Source organism: Streptomyces sp. NPDC005962, assembly GCF_040629205.1.
Lineage (GTDB): Bacteria > Actinomycetota > Actinomycetes > Streptomycetales > Streptomycetaceae > Streptomyces.
In genome coordinates this window covers 32366-52577 of the sequence record NZ_JBEXVE010000012.1, presented here as the reverse complement: position 1 = coordinate 52577, position 20212 = coordinate 32366, and the positions used below count along the sequence as shown (strand labels likewise).

General features: G+C 70.8%; 14 protein-coding genes. 4 read left to right on the top strand and 10 right to left on the bottom strand.

Going from position 1 to position 20212, the window contains the following annotated elements; all coding sequences use genetic code 11:
- The 8 genes from ABZ370_RS21150 to ABZ370_RS21115 all read right to left on the bottom strand — a co-directional run bounded on the left by ABZ370_RS21150 (window position 1) and on the right by ABZ370_RS21115 (window position 11213).
- The gene (locus ABZ370_RS21150; RefSeq protein WP_358622988.1) at window positions 1-1203 is read right to left on the bottom strand and encodes a phosphoglycerate kinase; all 1203 of its coding nucleotides are present in this window, start codon (window positions 1201-1203) and stop codon (window positions 1-3) included.
- Window positions 1204-1311: 108 nt separating this feature from the next.
- Window positions 1312-2316, bottom strand: coding sequence for a type I glyceraldehyde-3-phosphate dehydrogenase (gene gap, locus ABZ370_RS21145; protein ID WP_358622985.1), 1005 nt, complete (start codon window positions 2314-2316; stop codon window positions 1312-1314).
- Window positions 2317-2490: 174 nt separating this feature from the next.
- Window positions 2491-5505: a M14 family zinc carboxypeptidase gene (locus ABZ370_RS21140; protein WP_358622983.1), complete on the bottom strand. Its 3015-nt coding sequence runs from the start codon at window positions 5503-5505 to the stop codon at window positions 2491-2493.
- Between the two features lie 193 nt (window positions 5506-5698).
- A complete protein-coding gene (gene whiA / locus ABZ370_RS21135) occupies window positions 5699-6688 on the bottom strand; it encodes a DNA-binding protein WhiA (RefSeq protein ID WP_358622981.1) in 990 nt (329 codons plus the stop codon).
- Complete coding sequence (gene yvcK / locus ABZ370_RS21130) at window positions 6679-7692, bottom strand: uridine diphosphate-N-acetylglucosamine-binding protein YvcK (protein ID WP_358623534.1); 1014 nt, start codon at window positions 7690-7692, stop codon at window positions 6679-6681. The genes whiA and yvcK overlap by 10 nt, the downstream gene beginning before the upstream one ends.
- A gap of 2 nt (window positions 7693-7694) precedes the next feature.
- Complete coding sequence (rapZ, locus tag ABZ370_RS21125; protein ID WP_358622979.1) at window positions 7695-8633, bottom strand: RNase adapter RapZ; 939 nt, start codon at window positions 8631-8633, stop codon at window positions 7695-7697.
- Window positions 8630-10747 (bottom strand): excinuclease ABC subunit UvrC, encoded by a 2118-nt coding sequence (gene uvrC, locus ABZ370_RS21120; protein ID WP_358622976.1) that lies wholly within the window; start codon window positions 10745-10747, stop codon window positions 8630-8632. Before uvrC ends, rapZ begins: the two co-directional genes overlap by 4 nt.
- A 40-nt stretch (window positions 10748-10787) precedes the next feature.
- A complete protein-coding gene (locus tag ABZ370_RS21115) occupies window positions 10788-11213 on the bottom strand; it encodes a Rieske (2Fe-2S) protein (RefSeq protein WP_358622974.1) in 426 nt (141 codons plus the stop codon).
- A 204-nt stretch (window positions 11214-11417) separates the two neighbouring features.
- Here ABZ370_RS21115 and ABZ370_RS21110 point away from each other — a divergent pair, with 204 nt between their 5' ends.
- On the top strand, window positions 11418-12497 hold the full coding sequence (locus ABZ370_RS21110) for a LacI family DNA-binding transcriptional regulator (protein ID WP_358622972.1): 1080 nt from the start codon (window positions 11418-11420) through the stop codon (window positions 12495-12497).
- Window positions 12494-13459 carry a carbohydrate kinase gene (locus ABZ370_RS21105; protein ID WP_358622970.1) on the top strand — a complete coding sequence of 322 codons (966 nt, stop codon included), beginning with the start codon at window positions 12494-12496 and terminating at the stop codon, window positions 13457-13459. Before ABZ370_RS21110 ends, ABZ370_RS21105 begins: the two co-directional genes overlap by 4 nt.
- Before the next feature lie 75 nt (window positions 13460-13534).
- On the opposite strand, the gene uvrA is transcribed toward ABZ370_RS21105, so the two are convergent.
- A complete protein-coding gene (uvrA, locus tag ABZ370_RS21100) occupies window positions 13535-16576 on the bottom strand; it encodes an excinuclease ABC subunit UvrA (protein WP_358622968.1) in 3042 nt (1013 codons plus the stop codon).
- Between the two features lie 319 nt (window positions 16577-16895).
- On the opposite strand from uvrA, the gene ABZ370_RS21095 reads away from it, so the two are divergent.
- Both ABZ370_RS21095 and ABZ370_RS21090 read left to right on the top strand, forming a co-directional pair.
- A complete protein-coding gene (locus ABZ370_RS21095; protein WP_358622966.1) occupies window positions 16896-17552 on the top strand; it encodes an MBL fold metallo-hydrolase in 657 nt (218 codons plus the stop codon).
- A gap of 154 nt (window positions 17553-17706) precedes the next feature.
- Window positions 17707-19017 carry an MFS transporter gene (locus tag ABZ370_RS21090; RefSeq protein WP_358622964.1) on the top strand — a complete coding sequence of 437 codons (1311 nt, stop codon included), beginning with the start codon at window positions 17707-17709 and terminating at the stop codon, window positions 19015-19017.
- 15 nt (window positions 19018-19032) lie between these two features.
- Here the strand turns inward: ABZ370_RS21090 and ABZ370_RS21085 are convergent, their stop codons facing one another.
- Window positions 19033-20037: a TerC family protein gene (locus ABZ370_RS21085; protein WP_358622962.1), complete on the bottom strand. Its 1005-nt coding sequence runs from the start codon at window positions 20035-20037 to the stop codon at window positions 19033-19035.
- Between the last annotated feature and the right edge of the window lie 175 nt (window positions 20038-20212).

The window sequence follows — 20212 nt, the reverse complement described above, 5'->3', positions numbered from 1 at the left end:
TCAGTCCTCCAGTGCGGCGAGGCCGGGGAGCGTCTTGCCCTCGAGGTATTCGAGGCTTGCACCGCCGCCGGTCGAGATATGGCCGAAAGCGGTTTCGTCGAAGCCCAGGATGCGGACGGCCGCGGCGGAGTCGCCGCCGCCGACCACCGTGAAGGCGGGGCTGTCGAGAAGTGCCTGGGCCACGGCCTTGGTGCCGTCGGCGTAGTCGGGGTGCTCGAAGACGCCCATCGGGCCGTTCCAGAAGACGGTGGCCGTGTCGGCGAGCTTCGAGGCGTACAGCTTGCGGGTGTCCGGACCGATGTCCAGCCCCTCCAGGTCGGCCGGAATGGCATCCGCGGGGACGACCTGCGGATGCGCCGGGGCCTTGGTCCTGAGGTCCGGGAACCCGTCCGCCGCGAGGACGTCGACGGGCAGCACGAACTCCACGCCGCGCTCCGCCGCCCGCCGCAGATAGCCCTGGACGACCGGGACCTGGTCCTCCTGGAGCAGCGACTTGCCGACCTCGTGGCCCTGGGCCTTGAGGAAGGTGTACGCCATGCCGCCGCCGATCAGGATGCGGTCGGCCTTCTCCAGCAGATGGTCGATGACGCCGAGCTTGTCGGAGACCTTGGCGCCGCCGAGGACCACCGCGTACGGCCGCTGGACGTCCTCGGTGAGCTTCTTGAGGACGTCGACCTCGGTGGCGATCAGACCGCCCGCGGCGTGCGGCAGCCGCGCCGGGAGGTCGAACACGGAGGCGTGCTTGCGGTGCACCGCGCCAAAGCCGTCGCTGACGTAGAGGTCGGCGAGGGCTGCGAGCCGGTCGGCGAACGCGCCGCGCTGGGCGTCGTCCTTGGCCGTCTCACCGGCGTTGAAGCGCAGGTTCTCCAGCAGCGCGACCTCGCCCGCCGCGAGCCCCGCGACGGTGTCCCGGGCGCTGTCGTCCACGGTGTCGGTCGCGAACGCGACCTGCTTGCCGAGGAGTTCACCGAGCCGCCGGGCGACCGGGGCCAGCGAGAACTGCGGGTCGGGCGCGCCCTTGGGGCGGCCGAGGTGCGAGGCGACGACCACCTTGGCGCCCCGCTCCAGGAGCGCGGAGATGGTCGGCACGGCGGCGCGGATACGGCCGTCGTCGGTGATCGTCCCGCCGTCGAGCGGAACGTTCAGGTCGGCGCGGACGAAGACCCGCTGCCCGTCGACCCGCAGATCGTCAATCGTCTTCACAGAGTGACTCCTTGTTCATGGCACGAACCCATGGCACGGGGCTCATGGCACGGGGCCCGTTACGACATGTGCCGTAGCGGGCCCCGTTCCTGGCTCATCCCGGCAGGGTCAGAGCCGGCCGCCGACGTAGACGGTCAGGTCGACGAGACGGTTGGAGTAACCCCACTCGTTGTCGTACCAGCCGACGACCTTGACCTGCGCGCCCTGGACCATGGTCAGGGAGGAGTCGAAGGTGCAGGAGGCCGGCCAGTTGACGATGTCCGAGGAGACGATCGCGTCCTCGGTGTACTCCAGGACGCCCTTGAGCTGGCCCTCGGCGGCCTTCTGGAAGGCGGTGTTGATCTCGTCCTTGGTGACCTCGCGGTCCAGCTCCAGGACCAGGTCGGTGACCGAGCCGGTCGGCACCGGGACGCGCATCGCGATGCCGTCCAGCTTGCCCTTGAGCTGCGGCAGGACCAGCGCGGTGGCCTTGGCGGCACCGGTGGAGGTCGGGATGATGTTCTCCGCGGCGGCGCGGGCGCGGCGCAGGTCCTTGTGCGGGAAGTCCAGGATCTGCTGGTCGTTGGTGTACGCGTGGACCGTCGTCATCATGCCCTTGACGATGCCGAAGTTCTCGTCGAGGACCTTGGCCATCGGTGCCACACAGTTGGTGGTGCAGGAGGCGTTGGAGATGACGTGGTGCTTGGCCGCGTCGTACTTGTCGTTGTTGACGCCCATCACGATCGTGATGTCCTCGTCCTTGGCGGGCGCGGAGATCAGGACCTTCTTGGCGCCGGCGGCCAGGTGCTTGGCCGCGTCGTCACGCTTGGTGAAGATGCCGGTGGACTCGACGACAATGTCGGCCCCCAGCTCTCCCCACGGAAGGGCGGCCGGGTCGCGCTCGGCCATCGTCTTGAAAGTCTGGTTGCCGACCGTGATGGTGTCCTCGGTGTGGCTGACGTCCTGCTTCAGCCGTCCGAGGATGGTGTCGTACTTGAGCAGGTGCACCAGGGTGGCATTGTCGGTCAGGTCGTTGACACCGACGATCTCGATGTCCGCGCCCTGCTCCAGGAGCGCGCGGAAGTAATTGCGACCGATGCGGCCAAAGCCGTTGATGCCTACGCGGATCGTCACGAACCGATCTCCTCGTTGGTGTGCCGGTCTGGACGCCGGCGAGCTGTATGGGATGTCCCCGACCGCCTCCGACCCTACCGCTATCACGTAACGTGCGTGACATTGGCGTCGGTGGCCCAACACCCCCGGAAAGGGGCATGGGCCACCGATTCAGTCACGATTCGTCACACTCTGTCAACGGCGCAGCGCACGGAGCGCGCTCCCCATGAGCTTCGCCCGCTGGGCGTCGTCCCGGACGTGTTCGAGGCCGAAGCCGATCAGCACGGTGTCCCGCGTGGTGACCGCGGCGGCGGTGCGGAACAGCTCCTTCGAGCGCGTCCAGTCCGCCGTGTTCACGGGGCTGCCCTCCGGCGCGCCCGGCACCGACCAGGGCCCGAGCGCCGTCTCGAAGCCCTCGGCGTCCCGCGTGTCGCCGCCGGTGACGAGCGCGGTGCTGTCGACGAACGCGCCGCGCCCGCCGGAACCCGAATCGGTGACGTACGAGAGGGCCAGTTCGACCTTCTCGCCCGCGTAGCGGCTCAGGTCCAGGGAGACCGGCTGCCAGCCGTCGGAGGAGCCCGTGAAGCTGTTCCAGGCACCCGTGCCGCCCTGGGCGCGGCAGCCGTCGTCACCGGCGGTCAGGTAGTGCTTGAGGAACGGGTGGGTGGTCAGCAGGAAGCCCGCCTCGCATTCGGCCGGGACCTGGCCGGAGCTGCCGCCGTTCGCGTCCGGCAGCGTGGTCCAGTCGTCCGCGCCCGCGGTGTGCGCCTCGGCGATCACATGGTCGTATCCGGGTTCGGTGTCGTAGCTGAGCCGGAAGTTCAGGCTCGGCTTGTCCCCGGCGCTCACCCCGGTCAGGTCGACGGTGCGGGACAGCCGCATCCAGGAGCTGTTGCGGTGGGCGGCGGCGGCCATCCAGTCGCCCTCATAGGGCTGGTACGGGGTGCGTGCGCCGGAGTACGCGCCCGCGCCCGCGCTCTGGAACCACGGGAAGTCCTTGGGCGGCAGTACGTCGGAGGTGACGGTGTACGCGCCCGCGGCGTCCAGGGGGTTGCCGGGTGCGTCGCCGAGCGCCGCGGAGGCGCCGTCGAGCGCCCCGGCGCCCTCGTACACGGGCGGTGACTTCACGGTGAGACGGCCGTCGGCTCCCAGGTAGTACTGGCTGAAGTCGTCGGTGTCGGCCGGGCCCACCACGGAGCTGCCGCCCGCCTGCTCACCGGTGGTGATCAGCTTGCCGCCCTCGTTGAGGAAGTCGCGCACCGCCAGCAGGGTGGCCCCGCCGGGCTTCTCCGCGCCGGTGTACCAGAGCACCGTCCTGAAGTGGCCGAGCACCCCGAGCGCGGACGGCGCTCCCCTGGTCGCGACATCCCAGACGGCCGCCCTGACGCCGTTCGCGGCGAGCGCGCCGGTGTACGCGGCGGTGTGCCGGGCCGGGGAGCCGCCGCCCTCCTCGGCGATCACCAGGGTGTCGGCGCGGGGCCGCTCGGCGACGGTGTAGGTGAACGGCTCGCTCGCGGTCCGCTCGCCGCCCTTCGTCCGGCCGGTGAACCAGACCTTCACCGTGTCGCCGGGGTCCGCTCCCCTGACGGCGGCCCGGTACTGGTCGAAGCGGATGTTGTCCTCGCCCCCGTACGTCTCGCCGCCCTTCCAGGGCCGCAGGGACGCGGTGTGGGCGCGTCCGCCGTTCACCCGGTAGGCGAGCGTCTTGTCGCGGACGCTCTTGCGGACGGTGACGGCGACGTCCTGGGAACCGCCGCGGGCGTAGGAGGTGGTGAAGGCGTCCGGGGTGAAGTCGGGCGCGGTCATACCGACCGACGACGACGGCTGGTCGGGGTGCTCGGCGGTCTCGGCGACGGAGAGCGCGAAGGGGATGTTCTTGGCGAACTCCTGCTGGATCAGCTTCTCGTCGTCCGGGAAGGTGAAGACGGAGGCGCAGTCGCGCGGCTGCCAGGCGTCGTCGGGGTCGATGTTCGAGGCGGTCTGACAGGTCGACATCTCCGGGGTGAACATCATCATCCCGTTGACGTTGGCCGCGTGGCCGTCGGCCTCGCCGTTGGTGGTGTACAGCTCCGAGGACACCTGCGGGTGGTAGCCGGGGATCGCGGAGTGCTCGGGCGTACCGGCGAGCGACTTGTTGAGCACGTCGTCGGGGGTCGGGGTGGCGACCTGCCAGCCGACGCCGTAGAGCAGCAGTTCGGCGGCCGAGTGGTAGTTGATGCCGTAGGTGAACCCGATGCGCTTCTGGAAGCGGTCCAGCGCCTTGGTCTCGGGTTCGGAGCCGGGGGCGGGGCCGCGGTAGGTCTCGTCGGCCGGGTCGGCGGACGACCCCTCGTTGTCGTAGCCCCACTTGTAGGGGAAGTTGCGGTTGGGGTCGACGCCGTCGCCGGAGGTGATCTTGCCGTCGCCGTTGTTGTCCCGCAGGTTCTTGCGCCACTGCCGGTTCTCGGGCTTCTGGTGGGTGTAGTCGTACCCGTCCGGGTTGGCGGAGAGCACGAACCACAGTTCGGTGCGGTCGACGATGTCGGTGACGCGGTCGTCCTTGCCGTAGCCGTCCAGGTAGTAGTGCATCAGCCGCCGGGTCATCTCCGGGGTGATCCACTCACGGGCGTGCTGGTTGGACATGTACAGCACCGACGGCTTGCTGCCGTCGCGGCTCTTCGCGGCGCCCTTGGTGAGCTTGAGCGCGAGGATGTCCTTGCCCTGGGTGGTCTTGCCGATGCTGACCACCTTGGTGAGACCGGGATGGGCCCGGCCGGTCTCGACGATCTCCTGCTGAAGCCCTCCGTCGCCGCTGTACGGGCGGAAGACGCCGTCGCCCGCGGCCTCGACGCGGTTCAGGGTCCGCTGGGAGAGCTTCTTCTCGGTGAGCGCCACGCCCCGGCCGCGCAGTGCGGCGGCCTGGGTACCGGTCAGATACAGCTCAACCGGTCCGGCGCCCTTCTCGGGCACCTGCGTGCCGAGTTCCGTCCCGTCCGCGCCCGCCCTCCGCAGCAGCGGGAGCTGGGCCCTGGTGACCTGGGCGGTCCATACGGACAGCGACTCGTCCGCGGTGTCGGCGGGTTGCGCGTCGGCCGCGGGCTGTGCGTGGGCCGCGGGTGTGGCGGCCAGTCCTGTAAGGAGTAAGGAAGCCAGTGCCGCGGCCGAGCCGATCGATCTCGCCGTACGTCTGTGGCGCGCCGAGCGTCTCCGTCCGGCCTCGCGTGTCTTCATGAGCCCCCCTGACTGTCGTTCCGACGTGTGGGTGCACAGACGCATAAGCCTCTTATCGGCCCATGCCCATGTCAACAGCGGCTCGCGGACGATGATCTGATGGTGTGACCATCCGATCCGCCGGGGCACCCCATCGGACGCACCGCGCCCCCGGGTCCGCACGGGAGCCGGGGGCGCGGGAGATGGCGGCCGGTCAGCCGACCATGCCCTCGGCCATCTCGTCGCTCAGGGTCGACTCCGTACCCGGAATGCCCAGGTCCTGGGCCCGCTTGTCGGCCATGGCCAGCAGCCTGCGGATACGGCCCGCGACGGCGTCCTTGGTCAGCGGCGGGTCGGCGAGCGCGCCCAGCTCCTCCAGGGAGGCCTGCTTGTGCTCCATGCGCAGCCGCCCGGCCGCGGCCAGGTGCTCGGGCACCTCGTCGGCCAGGATCTCCAGCGCGCGCTGCACCCGCGCGCCCGCCGCGACGGCGGCCCGGGCGGAGCGGCGCAGATTGGCGTCGTCGAAGTTTGCCAGCCGGTTCGCGGTGGCCCGCACCTCGCGGCGCATCCGCCGCTCCTCCCAGGCGAGCACCGACTCGTGCGCCCCCAGCCGCGTCAACAGCGCGCCGATGGCATCACCGTCCCGGACGACCACCCGGTCCACTCCGCGCACCTCGCGCGCCTTCGCGGCGATCTGCAGCCGGCGGGCGGCGCCGACCAGCGCCAGCGCGGCCTCCGGGCCGGGGCAGGTCACCTCCAGGGAGGACGAGCGGCCGGGCTCGGTGAGCGAGCCGTGGGCGAGGAACGCCCCGCGCCAGGCCGCCTCGGCGTCACAGGTGGCACCCGAGACGACCTGCGGCGGGAGTCCGCGGATCGGCCGGCCGCGGCCGTCGACCAGGCCGGTCTGCCGGGCCAGCTGATCACCGCCCGCCACCACCCGCACCACGTACCGACTGCCGCGGCGCAGCCCTCCGGGGGCCATCACCACCAGATCGGAGGAGTGCCCGAAGATCTCCAGGATGTCCTTGCGCACTCTGCGGGCCGCGATGCCCGTGTCCAGCTCCGCCTCGATCACGATGCGCCCGCTCACCAGGTGCAGGCCGCCCGCGAACCGCAGGATCGCCGAGACCTCCGCTTTCCGGCAGCAGGTGCGGGTGACGGGAAGCCGGGAGATTTCGTCCTTCACCGCTGCCGTCATCGCCATGGGCCGATCCTTCCATGCATCCGAAAAATACGGTCATACGCGGCCGCCAGTAGCTCCGGGTCGTGCTTCGGGGAACCGTCGGTCGCGGCCACCGGCGCCAGCTCGACCGTGCCGCCCAGTCGCTTCGCGGCATCGCAGAGACTGCTCTGGTCGGGGACGGCGGCCTCGTCGGCCAGCACCACGTCGAAGGCGAGTTTAGGGGCGTGTCGGGCCAAAACCTCCAAATGACGCTGCGGGGAGAAGCCATCGGTTTCGCCGGGCTGCGGCGCGAGGTTCAGCGAGAGCACCCGACGGGCCTTGGTGTCGGTGAGCGCACGCAGCAGATCCGGCACCAGGAGATGCGGGATGACGGAGGAAAACCAGGAGCCCGGGCCCAGCACCACCCAGTCGGCGTCCATCACCGCCGCGACCGCCTCGGGGACGGCCGGCGGGTCGTTCGGCACCAGGTGGACCGACTGCACCTCGCCGGGGGTGAGAGCGACCGTGGCCTGCCCGGCGACCGTCGACACCTCCTCCGGACGCTCCGGGTCATGGCCCTTGACGTACGCCTGCAGCTCCAGCGGCACCGCCGACATCGGCAGCACCCGGCCGTGCGCGCCCAGCAGCTTGCCGACCAGGTCGAGCGCGGCCACATGGTCACCCATCTGCTCCCACAGGGCGACGATCAGCACATTGCCGACCGCGTGGCCGTGCAGCTCCCCCTCGCTGATGAAGCGGTGCTGGATGACCCGGGCCCACGTCTGGCCCCAGTCGTCGTCCCCGCACAGGGCCGCCAGCGCCTTGCGCAGATCGCCGGGCGGCAGCACCCCCAGCTCGTCGCGGAGCCGTCCGCTGGAGCCGCCGTCGTCGGCCACCGTGACCACGGCGGTCAGATCACCGGTGATCCGGCGCAGCGCGGCGAGCGACGCCGACAGGCCCATACCGCCGCCGAGCGCGACCACCTTGGGCTGGGCGCTGCGGCCCGTACGGGCCCCGACGAGCCGCCGCAGCCGCCCGTTACGCATCGTCACTCGCGCCCCATGTCCCGGTGGACGATGACGGTCTCGACCGCTTCGGCGACGAGCCGGGCGGCCAGCCGCTCGGACATCGCGACGCTGCGGTGCTTGCCGCCGGTGCAGCCGACCGCGATCGTCACATAGCGCTTGCCCTCGCGGCGGTAGCCCGCGGCGATCAGCTGGAGCAGCTCGGCGTACCGGTCCAGGAACTCCTTGGCGCCGGGCTGGTTGAAGACATAGCCGGACACCTCCTCGTTGAGCCCGGTGAAGGGGCGCAGCTCGGGGACCCAGTGCGGATTGGGCAGGAAGCGGCAGTCCACCACCAGATCGGCGTCGACCGGCAGGCCGTACTTGTAGCCGAAGGACATGACGGTGGCGCGCAGCTCCGGCTCCTCCTCACCGGCGAACTGGGCGTCCATCTTGGCGCGCAGCTCGTGCACGTTGAGGCTGGAGGTGTCGATCACCAGATCGGCGTCGCCGCGCAGCTCGCGCAGCAGATCGCGCTCGGCCTCGATGCCGTCCACGATCCGCCCGTCGCCCTGCAGCGGGTGGGGGCGGCGCACCGACTCGAAGCGGCGCACCAGCGCCTCGTCGGACGCCTCCAGGAACAGCACGCGCCGCTTGACGTTCTTGGCGGCCAGGTCCGCGAGGGATTCGCGGAGGTTGTCGAAGAACCGGCGGCCGCGGACGTCCACCACCACGGCGATCCGGGCCACATTGCCCTGGGAGCGGGCGCCCAGGTCCACCATGGTGGGGATCAGGGCGGGCGGCAGATTGTCCACCACGAACCAGCCCAGGTCCTCCAGACACTTGGCCGCGGTGCTGCGGCCCGCGCCGGACATACCAGAGATGATCACCAGCTCGGGAATGGCTGCCGCCGCCTCGGCGGACTCTCCCGTCGTGCCCGTATTCACCTGCGCTCCGTCTCCGTGGGTCTCGTGCTCGGTCATGATCTCGTCCCCCGGTTCGCGGACGGCGCCGACGATGCGGCCTCGTCCTCAATGATCTCTCCTGTGGCGGTATTCACGGCGGGCGCGGCCGGAGCCGCCCCGGTGAGCGCCGCCGCGACCGTCTCGGCCGTCTTCCGGCCGACGCCCGGCACCTCGCAGATCTGCTCGACCGTGGCGGCGCGCAGCCGCTTGACGGAGCCGAAATGCTTGAGCAGCGCCTGCTTACGGCTGTCGCCGAGGCCGGGTACGGAATCCAGCGGTCCGGCCTTCAGCGACTTGGCACGCTTGCTGCGCTGGTAGGTGATGGCGAACCGGTGGGCCTCGTCGCGGACCCGCTGGAGCAGATACAGCCCCTCGCTGCTGCGGGGCAGCACCACCGGGTCGTCCTCATCGGGCAGCCAGACCTCTTCGAGCCGCTTGGCGAGGCCGCAGACGGCCACGTCGTCGACGCCCAGCTCGTCCAGCGCGCGTTTGGCGGCGGCGACCTGCGGCTGCCCGCCGTCGACCACGACGAGCTGGGGCGGGTACGCGAACCGCCGGGGCCTGCCGTCGTCGTCGAGAGGACCGGAGGCCTCGTCGGCGGGCGTCTCCTCGGCGAGGGGCTCCTCGGTAAGAGGCGCATCGGTAAGAGGCGCATCGGCGGGGGCCTCCTGGGCAGGGGGCACCTGGGCGGCCTCGTCAGGTTCGGCGCTCTCCTCCCACTCCCCCAGCTTCTGCTTCTCCTGCAGATAGCGGCGGAAGCGGCGGCCGACGACCTCGTGCATGGAGCGCACGTCGTCCTGCCCGGCGAAGCTCTTGATCTGGAAGCGGCGATACTCGCTCTTCCGCGCCAGCCCGTCTTCAAAGACCACCATGGACGCCACCACGTCATCGCCCTGGAGATGGGAGATGTCGAAGCACTCGACGCGCAGCGGCGCCGAATCCAGGCCCAGCGCCTCGGCGATCTCCTCCAGGGCCCGGGAGCGGGTGGTGAGGTCGGAGGCGCGCTTGGTCTTGTGGAGCGCCAGCGCCTGCTGGGCGTTGCGCTGGACGGTGGTCATCAGGTCCTTCTTGTCGCCGCGCTGCGGGATGCGCAGATCGACCAGGGAGCCCCGGCGCTCGCTCAGCCACTGGGCGACCGGCTCGGCCGGGTCCGGTACGGCGGGCACCAGGACCTCCTTGGGCACGGCGTCGCCCCGCTCCTCCCCGTACAGCTGCTGGAGGGCGTGCTCGACCAGGCCGGCGGTGTCGACGGCCTCGACCTTGTCGGTGACCCAGCCGCGCTGACCGCGCACCCGGCCGCCCCGGACGTGGAAGATCTGGACGGCGGCCTCCAGCTCGTCCTCGGCGACCGCTATCAGGTCGGCGTCGGTCGCGTCGGCGAGGACGACCGCGTTCTTCTCCATGGCGCGCTTGAGCGCCCCTATGTCGTCGCGCAGCCGGGCGGCCTTCTCGTACTCCATCTCCTCGGCGGCCTCTTGCATCCGCTGTTCGAGGCGGCGGATGTAGGTGCCGGTACGGCCTGCCATGAAGTCGCAGAACTCGTCCGCGAGTTCGCGGTGCTCCTCGGCGGTGACCCGGCCGACGCAGGGGGCCGAGCACTTGCCGATGTAGCCGAGCAGACAGGGGCGGCCGATCTGGGCGGAGCGCTTGAACACCCCGGCCGAGCAGGTGCGCACGGGGAACACCCGCAGCATCAGGTCGACGGTCTCGCGGATCGCCCAGGCGTGGGCGTACGGGCCGAAGTAGCGCACGCCCTTCTTCTTGGCGCCGCGCATGACCTGGACCCTCGGGAACTCCTCGTTGAGGGTCACCGCGAGCGACGGATAGCTCTTGTCGTCGCGGTACTTGACGTTGAACCGGGGATCGAACTCCTTGATCCACGAATACTCGAGCTGCAGCGCCTCGACCTCGGTCGAGACCACGGTCCACTCGACCGCGGCGGCCGTGGTGACCATGGTCCGGGTGCGCGGGTGAAGGTTCGCCAGGTCCTGGAAGTACGAGGAGAGCCGCTGGCGCAGGCTCTTCGCCTTCCCAACGTAGATCACCCGGCCGTGCTCATCACGGAACTTGTAGACCCCCGGCGACTCGGGGATCTGTCCCGGCTTGGGACGGTAGCTGCTCGGGTCGGCCATGGTCACCACCCTACTGGCGGGCGGTGACAGTTCAGGCGCCTCAGGCCTCCGGCCCCGCGACGAGCTTTCCGCCCTTCACCCTGACGGGCACGGACGGCAGCGGGGCGACGGCGGGCCCCTGGAGAACCTTGCCGGTGCGGGCGTCGAAGACGCTGCCGTGGCAGGGACAGCTGATCTTTCCGTCCTCGACGGCGTCCACGACGCAGCCCCGGTGGGTGCAGACCGCGCTGAACGCCTTGTACTGGCCCCCGGCGGTCCGGGAGACGACGACCCGGTCCTCGCGGTAGATCTTCGCGCCACCGGCCGGGACGGCGTCGGCGGAGCCGAGGTCGACGGGGGCGGTGGGGGTCGCGGACGCCTTCTTGCCCGACCCTTCCGGGGAGCAGGCCGCGGCCCCGAGCCCGGCGGCTCCGGCCAGCGCCGCTCCGCACAGCACGGTTCGTCGGGAGGCGGGCTGGCTGGTCATGGGGGCTCCACGGGGCAGGGCGATACGGGATGAGCTGCTGCCATACGACCATACCGGCACGGATCGGTCAGCCCTCCGTCGGCTCCGACCTGCGCGTAAACGCTTGCGTAAGCGTTTACGTCACGTCGACGGTGCGATACGTTCCCTCCGGCACATCCGGGCGGGACAGTCGGCCCGGGCAGGACAGTCGGAGAGGGCGAGCGGATGGCAACCATGGTCGACGTGGCCCGGCGCGCGGGCGTCTCCGTGGCCACCGTCTCGCATGTGGTCAACGAGACCCGCCGGGTGCGCCCGGACACCCGTCAGGCCGTCCTGGACGCCATCGACGACCTCGGCTACACCCCGAACACCCTCGCCCGCTCCCTCGTCACCGCCCGCACCCGCTCGATCGGGCTGGCCGTCTCGGCGATCAGCAACCCGTACTTCACGGAGATCCTCCAGGGCGTCGAGGCCGGTGCCCTCGAACAGGGCTACAGCCTGCTGATCGCCGATCCGCACGACGACCCGGCCCATGAGCGGAAGGTCGTCCAGCTGCTCCACGAGCGCCGGGTGGACGGAGTGATCGTCGCGCCGTCCGCCGAGCCCACCGCGCTGATCGGCTATCTGATCCGGCACGGCGTCCCCTGCGTCTTCCTCGACCGGATGGTCGGCGACGGACACGACCATCCGTACGACCAGGTGGGCGCCGAGAACGCGTTCCCGCTCGAACAACTGGTGCGCCACCTCGCCGAACTGGGCCACACCCGCATCGGCCTGGTCGCGGGTCTGCCGGGGCTGAGCACCACCGTCGAGCGGATCGCCGGGTACCGCACCGGACTGCACCACAGCGGGCTGCCGTTCGATCCCGGGCTGCTGGCGGACGGCCACTCCGAGGCGCGCGGCGCGGAGGACGCCACCCACCACCTGCTGGCCTCGGCCGAGCCGCCCACCGCGATCATCACCGCCAACAACGTGATGACCATCGGCGCGCTGCGCGCCCTGCGGGCGGCGGGCCGCACCGTACCGGGCGATCTGGCGCTCGTCTGCTTCGACGACTTCTCCTGGGCCGATGTCTTCTCCCCCGGGCTCACCGCGATCTCCCAGCCCAGCCGGGAGATCGGCAGCACCGCGGTCCGGCTGCTGCTGGACCGGCTGGAGCGTCCGGAGCGGCCGCCGCGTACCGTGCGGCTGCCCTGCACCTTCGTCCACCGCACGTCCTGCGGCTGCGCGCCCGAACCCGCGCCCTCTTCCGCTCCCGCATGCCCCGACCATCCGCCGCTCCCAGGAAAGGACCCCGTCCCGTGATCGTCGTCGCCGGAGAAGCCCTGATCGATCTCGTGCCCGACCGCGCGGCTCCCGCCGTGACGGGCGACGAGCTGCCCGCGCTGCGTCCGGCCCGCGGCGGCGGCCCCTACAACACCGCGATGGCGCTGGGGCGGCTCGGCGTGCCGACCGCGTTCTGCTCACGGGTCTCCACGGACGGCTTCGGCGAGGCGCTGCTGTCCCGGCTGCGGAAGGACGGCGTGGACACCGCGCTGGTGCGGCGCGGCCCGGAGCCCACCACCCTCGCCGTCGCGTCGATCGGCGCCGACGGCTCGGCGGGCTACGGCTTCTATGTGCAGGGCACCGCGGACCGGCTCTTCGAGCTGCCCCCGGCCCTGCCCGAGGAGACCACCGCGCTGTCGCTGGGCACCTGTTCGCTGGTGCTGGAGCCGGGCGCGAGCGCGTACGAGGCGCTGCTGCGGCGCGAGGCGGGGCGGGGCGTCTTCACGGCGCTCGACCCCAACATCCGCACCGGGCTCATCCCCGACGCGGACGCCTACCGGGCCCGCTTCCGCGGCTGGCTGCCGTACGTCGGGCTGCTCAAGCTGTCGGTCGAGGACGCGCGCTGGCTGGCCGGTTCCGGGAACGCCCCGGCGGAGTCCGACGCGGCGGTCGAGGCGGCGATACGGGAGTGGGCGGCGGCCGGACCGGCGGCCGTGGTCTGCACCCACGGCGGGGATGGGCTGAGCGTGCTCTGCCAGGACGGATCGCGCTGGGCCGTGCCCGGGGAACGGGTGGAGATCGTGGACACCATCGGGGCGGGCGACACCGTGAACGCCGCGCTGCTGCACCGGTTGGCGGCGCATGACGCGCTGTCGGCGCCCGCGGTGGCCAAGCTGGGCGAGGCGGCCTGGCGGGACGTGCTGGGCTTCGCCGCCCGGGCCGCCGCGATCACCTGCTCCCGCGCGGGTGCCGAGCCGCCGTACGCCGCCGAGCTGGCGTAGGCGCGTAAGCCTGAACGTGCGGTGCGCCGCGCCCGGGCCGGGCGCGGCGCACCGCACGGAGAACTCTTCCGCCCGCTACGGGGCGGCTGTCCGCTTCGAGGCGGCCGTGGACTTGGCCACCGCCTTCTTGGTGACGGCCTTCTTGGCCACCGACTTGTTGGCCACGGTCTTGTTCGCGGCTGTCTTCTTGGCCGCCGCCTTGACCGGGGCCTTCTTGGCGGAGGCCTTCTTCTTCGTGCCGCCCGCGCGGGCCGCGGGCACCGACGCGTCGCTCACCCGGTCGCCCAGCATGTCCCGCAGGAACTTTCCGGTGTGGCTGGTCGCGACCGAGGCCACCTCCTCCGGAGTGCCCTCGGCGATGACCAGACCGCCGCCGCTGCCGCCCTCCGGGCCCATGTCGACAACCCAGTCCGCCGTCTTGATCACATCGAGGTTGTGCTCGATGACGATCACCGTGTTGCCCTTGTCGACCAGCCCGGACAGCACATTGATCAGCTTGTTGATGTCTTCGAAGTGCAGACCGGTGGTCGGCTCGTCGAGCACATAGACCGTCCGCCCGGTGGACCGCTTCTGGAGCTCGCTCGCCAGCTTGACCCGCTGCGCCTCACCGCCGGAGAGGGTCGGCGCGGGCTGGCCGAGCCGGACGTACCCCAGGCCGACCTCGTTGAGGGTGCGCAGATGGCGGGCGATCGTCGGCACCGCCTCGAAGAAGCCCAGCGCCTCCTCGATGGGCATGTCCAGCACCTCGGCGATGGACTTGCCCTTGTAATGCACCTCCAGCGTCTCCCGGTTGTAGCGCGCGCCGTGGCAGACCTCGCACGGCACATACACATCCGGCAGGAAGTTCATCTCGATCTTGATGGTGCCGTCGCCGGAGCAGTTCTCGCAGCGGCCGCCCTTGACGTTGAAGGAGAAGCGCCCGGGCATATAGCCGCGCACCTTCGCCTCCATCGTCTCGGCGAACAGCTTGCGCACATGGTCGAAGACCCCAGTGTACGTGGCCGGGTTGGACCGCGGCGTACGGCCGATGGGCGACTGGTCGACATGGACCACCTTGTCGACCAGGTCGTCACCGGCGACCCGGGTGTGCCGCCCGGGGACGGTCTTCGCCCCGTTCAGCTCGCGGGCCAGATGGGTGTAGAGGATGTCGTTGACCAGGGTGGACTTCCCGGAGCCGGAGACGCCGGTGACGGCGGTGAGCACGCCGAGCGGGAAGGACACATCGATGTCCTGGAGGTTGTTCTCCCGGGCGCCGTGCACCGTCAGCTGCCGCGCCTCGTCCATGGGACGCCGTGCTCCCGGCAGCGGGATGGCCTTCTTGCCCGACAGATAGTGGCCGGTCGCCGACTCCTCGTTGACCAGCAGCTCGCTCAGCGGTCCGCTGTGCACCACCTTGCCGCCGTGCTCACCGGCACCCGGGCCGATGTCCACCACCCAGTCCGAGGACTTGATGGTGTCCTCGTCGTGCTCCACGACGATCAGGGTGTTGCCCAGGTCACGCAGCCGCACCAGGGTCTCGATCAGCCGGTGGTTGTCGCGCTGGTGCAGGCCGATCGACGGCTCGTCCAGCACATACAGCACGCCCACCAGGCCGGAGCCGATCTGGGTGGCCAGCCGGATGCGCTGGGCCTCACCACCGGAGAGCGTGCCCGCCGCCCGGTTGAGCGAGAGATAGTCCAGGCCGACGTCGACCAGGAACCGCAGCCGCTCGTTGACCTCCTTGAGGACCCGCTCGGCGATGGTCTTCTCGCGGGCGGTCAGCTCCATGTTCCGCAGGAACTCGGCGCATTCGCTGATCGACATCGCGGAGACGTCCGCGATGGACCGCTCCTGCACGGTGACCGCGAGGACGATCGGCTTGAGGCGGGTGCCCTCACAGGTGGGGCAGGGCACCTCGCGCATATAGCCCTCGAACCGCTCCCGGCTGGTGTCGCTCTCCGCCTCCGTGTGGCGCCGCTTGATGAACGGCACCGCGCCCTCGAACGCGGTGGTGTACGCGCGCTGACGGCCGTAGCGATTGCGGTAGCGGACCTCGATCTGGGTGCGGTGGCCGTTCAGCAGCGCCTTCTTGGCCCGCTGCGGAAGCCCGGCCCAGGGGATGTCCGTACGGAAGCCGAGCGCGTCGGCGAGCGCGCCGACCAGCCGCCCGAAGTAGTCCTTGGTGTGGCCGTGGGACCACGGGTGGATGGCGCCCTCGTCCAGCGACTTCTCCTCGTCCGGAACGATCAGCTCCGGGTCGACCTCCATCCGGGTGCCGATCCCGGTGCAGTCCGGGCAGGCGCCGAACGGCGAGTTGAAGGAGAAGGAGCGCGGCTCCAGCTCCTCGAAGGACAGGTCGTCATACGGGCAGTAGAGGTGCTCGGAGAACATCCGCTCGCGCTGCGGATCGTCCTCGTCGAGATCCACGAAGTCCAGGATGATCATGCCGCCGGAGAGGCCGAGCGCGGTCTCCACCGAGTCGGTCAGACGCCGCTTGGCGCTGTCCTTGACGGTGAGGCGGTCCACGACCACCTCGATGGTGTGCTTCTCCTGCTTCTTCAGCTTCGGCGGGTCGGACAGCTGGATCGTCGCGCCGTCCACCCGGGCCCGGCTGTAGCCCTTGGTCTGCAGATCGGAGAAGAGGTCGACGAACTCCCCCTTGCGCTCGCGCACCAGCGGGGAGAGCACCTGGAAGCGGCTGCCCTCGGGCAGCTCCAGCACCCGGTCCACGATCGCCTGCGGCGACTGGCGGGCGATCGGGCGGTCGCATTCGGGGCAGTGCGGCTTGCCGATGCGGGCGAACAGCAGCCGGAGGTAGTCGTAGACCTCGGTGATCGTGCCGACGGTCGAGCGCGGGTTGCGCGACGTCGACTTCTGGTCGATCGACACCGCCGGGGACAGGCCCTCGATGAAGTCCACATCGGGCTTGTCCATCTGGCCCAGGAACTGCCGGGCGTAGGAGGAGAGCGACTCGACGTAGCGGCGCTGCCCCTCGGCGAAGATCGTGTCGAACGCGAGGGACGACTTGCCCGACCCGGACAGTCCGGTGAAGACGATGAGGGAGTCACGAGGGAGGTCGAGCGAGACATTCTTGAGATTGTGCTCGCGAGCGCCACGGACGATGAGACGGTCGGCCACGCCGGTCGGCACCTTTCTTGAGGAGAGGTGGGTGCGCCGGGCCCGCCCCCGGGCCCCTTCCCGACGGGCAGGACGGAGCGGAGCGAAGCCCCCGACCCAGGGTATGGGGGCGCCACGGCGATGTCTTAAGGATGCAGCACGCCGAGCCTATAGCACGCACATTCGATTTGCCGGGCTCGGGCGCCCGGTTCACCCGATCGTGTGGCGCGCACCCCTCGGCCACTACCGGATAAAAGACGCATCACGCCCCCAGTATTCCCCCGCCGTCACCTCGCCCCCGGCCCCGCGCCGCCCGCCCTCGCGGGACTAGGCTGAGGCCATGACCTACAGCGGAGCGGTGACGGTCGGCGGACCGGCGGACGTGCACGAACTGCCCGATCTGATGATCTCGAAGGTCGCGGTCGGTCCCATGAACAACAACGCGTACCTGCTGCGTTGCCGGGCCACCGACGAGCAGCTGCTGATCGACGCGGCCGCCGAGCCGCGGACCCTTCTTTCCCTGATCGGCGAGAGCGGCATCGCGTCCGTCGTCACCACCCACCGCCACCAGGACCACTGGAACGCGCTGCGCGAGGTGGTGGACGCCACCGGCGCCCGCACCCTGGCGGGCCGGTACGACGCCGAGGGCATCCCGGTGCCCACCGATGTGCCCGTCGAGGACGGCGACACGGTGCGGGTCGGCCGGGTCGAGCTGACCGCCCGCCATCTGGTGGGCCACACCCCGGGCAGCATCGCCCTGGTCTACGACGACCCGCACGGCCATCCGCACGTGTTCACCGGCGACTGCCTGTTCCCGGGCGGCGTCGGCAACACCTGGAAGGACCCCGAGGCGTTCGAGAGCCTGATCAACGACGTCGAGACCAAGCTCTTCGACCGGCTCCCCGACGAGACCTGGGTCTACCCCGGCCACGGCGACGACACCACCCTCGGCTCCGAGCGCCCGCACCTCGCCGCATGGCGCGAGCGCGGCTGGTAGCGCCCCCTCCACCCCCTCATCGCGCCGCATGCCGCCGCGCGCCCCGTAACCGGTGCGCCGCGGCGGCTGTTGGCGCGGCATGCACGACGTCCAGCGCGACGACGACCGCGCCCCGTCCGCCCCTTCCGCTCCCTCCGCCCCTACCGCCCCCTCCATGGCTCGCCTCGCCGCCGCGTCAATGGTCGGCACCGCCATCGAGTTTTTCGACTTCTTCGTCTACGGCACGGCCGCGGCCCTCGTCCTCGGCCCGCTCTTCTTCCCCACCTTCTCGCCGCTCGTGGGCACCCTGGCCGCCTTCGGCACCTTCGCCGCCGGGTTCATCTCCCGGCCGCTGGGCGCGATGCTGCTCGGGCCGCTCGGTGACCGCCACGGCCGGCGGCCGGTGCTCATCGCCTCACTGCTGCTGACCGGCCTCGCGACGGTCGCGGTCGGCTTCGTGCCGACGTACGACACGATCGGCGTCGCCGCCCCCGCCCTGCTGCTCACGCTCCGCTTCCTCCAGGGACTGGGGCTCGGCGGCGAATGGGGCGGCGCGGTGCTGCTGACCGTCGAACACGCGCCCGCCGGACGGCGCGGCCTGTGGTCGGGCTTTCCGCAGGTCGGCCCGGCCATCGGCTTCCTGCTGGCCAACGGCACGATGCTGATCCTGTCCGCCACGCTCTCCGACGCCGCCTTCCGCTCCTGGGGCTGGCGGGTGCCCTTCTGGGGCGCGGGACTCATGGTCGCCGCGGGGCTGCTGCTGCGCACCCAGTTGCCCGAGAGCCCCCGTTTCCGTGAGCTGGCCGAGCGCGACGAGCGGGCCGCCGCGCCGCTGGCCGAGGTGGCGCGCGGCCACTGGCGGCTGGTGCTGCTGACCGCGGGCGGGCTCGCGGTGGGCTACGCGGTCTTCTACGCGGTGACGACCTGGTCCCTCGCGTACGGCACCGAACGGCTCGGAGTGGACCGCACCGTCATGCTCGGCTGCATCATGGCGGCCGTGGCGGTCATGGGCGCCCTGACGCCCCTGGCGGCCCACCTCGGCGACCGCTTCGGACGGCGGCCCCTGTGCCTGCTGGGCTGCGCGGCCACGGTGGTGTGGATGTTCCCGCTGATCGCGCTGTTGCGCACCGGGGAGCCGCCGCTGATGTTCCTGGGCTACCTGGGGGCGCTGCTCGCCTTCATCACCATGTTCGCCGTGACCTCGGCCTATCTGCCCGAGCTGTACGAGCCGCGGGTGCGCTGCACGGGCGCGGGGGTCGGCTACAACCTCGCGGGGGTGCTCGGCGGCGCGCTCACCCCCATCGTGGCCACCGCGGTCTCCCGGGGCGACGGCCCGCCCTGGGGCGTCGCCCTGTATCTGACCGCGGTCGCGCTGCTGAGCCTGGGCTGCTTCGCCCTGCTGCCGGATACACGCCCGACGGCCGACCGTCCGGCGGGCGGACGGTCGGCCGTGCGGCCCCTGGAGGCCGGGGAGGCCCTGAGCTGAGGCCCTGGACGGGCGTCAGACGTCGGCGCCGTCCTTGTCCCGGGCGCGGCCCTCCCCGGTCGCCGCCTCCGCCAGGGCCTGCTTCTTCGAGGCGTAGAGGCTGGTGATCGTCGTGACCGCGAGCACCGCGCAGATCACACCCAGCGAGACCGGTATGGAGATCTGCGGGACATGCACCCCGGACTCGTGGAGCGCGTGCAGCACCAGCTTGACGCCGATGAAGCCGAGGATGACCGACAGCCCGTACGACAGGTGGACCAGCTTCTTGAGCAGCCCGCCGATCAGGAAGTACAGCTGGCGCAGACCCATCAGCGCGAAGGCGTTGGCGGTGAACACGATGTACGGGTCCTGGGTCAGACCGAAGATCGCGGGTATGGAGTCCAGCGCGAAGAGGACGTCCGTGGTGCCGATCGCCAGCATGACGACCAGCATCGGCGTCATCAGCCGCTTGCCGTTCTCCATGATGAACAGCTTGGTGCCGTGGTACTGGTCGGTCGACGGGACGCGCTTCTCGACGGCCTTGAGCAGGCGGTTCTCCTCGAACTCCTCTTCCTCCTCATCGGAGCGCGCCTCCTGGATGAGCTTCCAGGCGGTCCAGATAAGGAAGGCGCCGAAGATGTAGAAGACCCAGGCGAAGGTCGAGATGATCGCGGCACCCGCGGCGATGAAGACCGCCCGCAGCACGAGTGCGATCAGCACGCCCACCATCAGCACTCGCTGCTGGTAGATCGTCGGCACCGCGAATTTCGCCATGATCAGGACGAAGACGAAGAGGTTGTCGACGCTCAGCGACTTCTCGGTGATGAAGCCCGCGAAGAACTCGCCCGAGGGCTGACCGCCCGCGAAGACCAGCAGCCCGAGCCCGAAGAGCCCGGCGAGGGCGACCCAGACGGCCGTCCAGATACCGGCCTCCTTGAGGGAGACCTCATGCGGTTTGCGGCCGCCTATGAAGAAGTCGACGGCGATAAGGGCGCAGAGACCGACAATCGTCAGCCCCCACATGGCCACGGAAACGTCCACGGGTCCTCCGGCATTCGTACGGCAATTTCAGCGTCGTCGCTGCCGGAGGTCTCCTCCGCCCGGACTCGCGCCCGGACCGGTGCCCCGGGATCGCGCCCGACCCGACTCAAGGTGCACGGGCGCGATCCGTGGTGACGGGGTCACCACTTGGGAGTACTCCCCTCCGCGTAAAGAA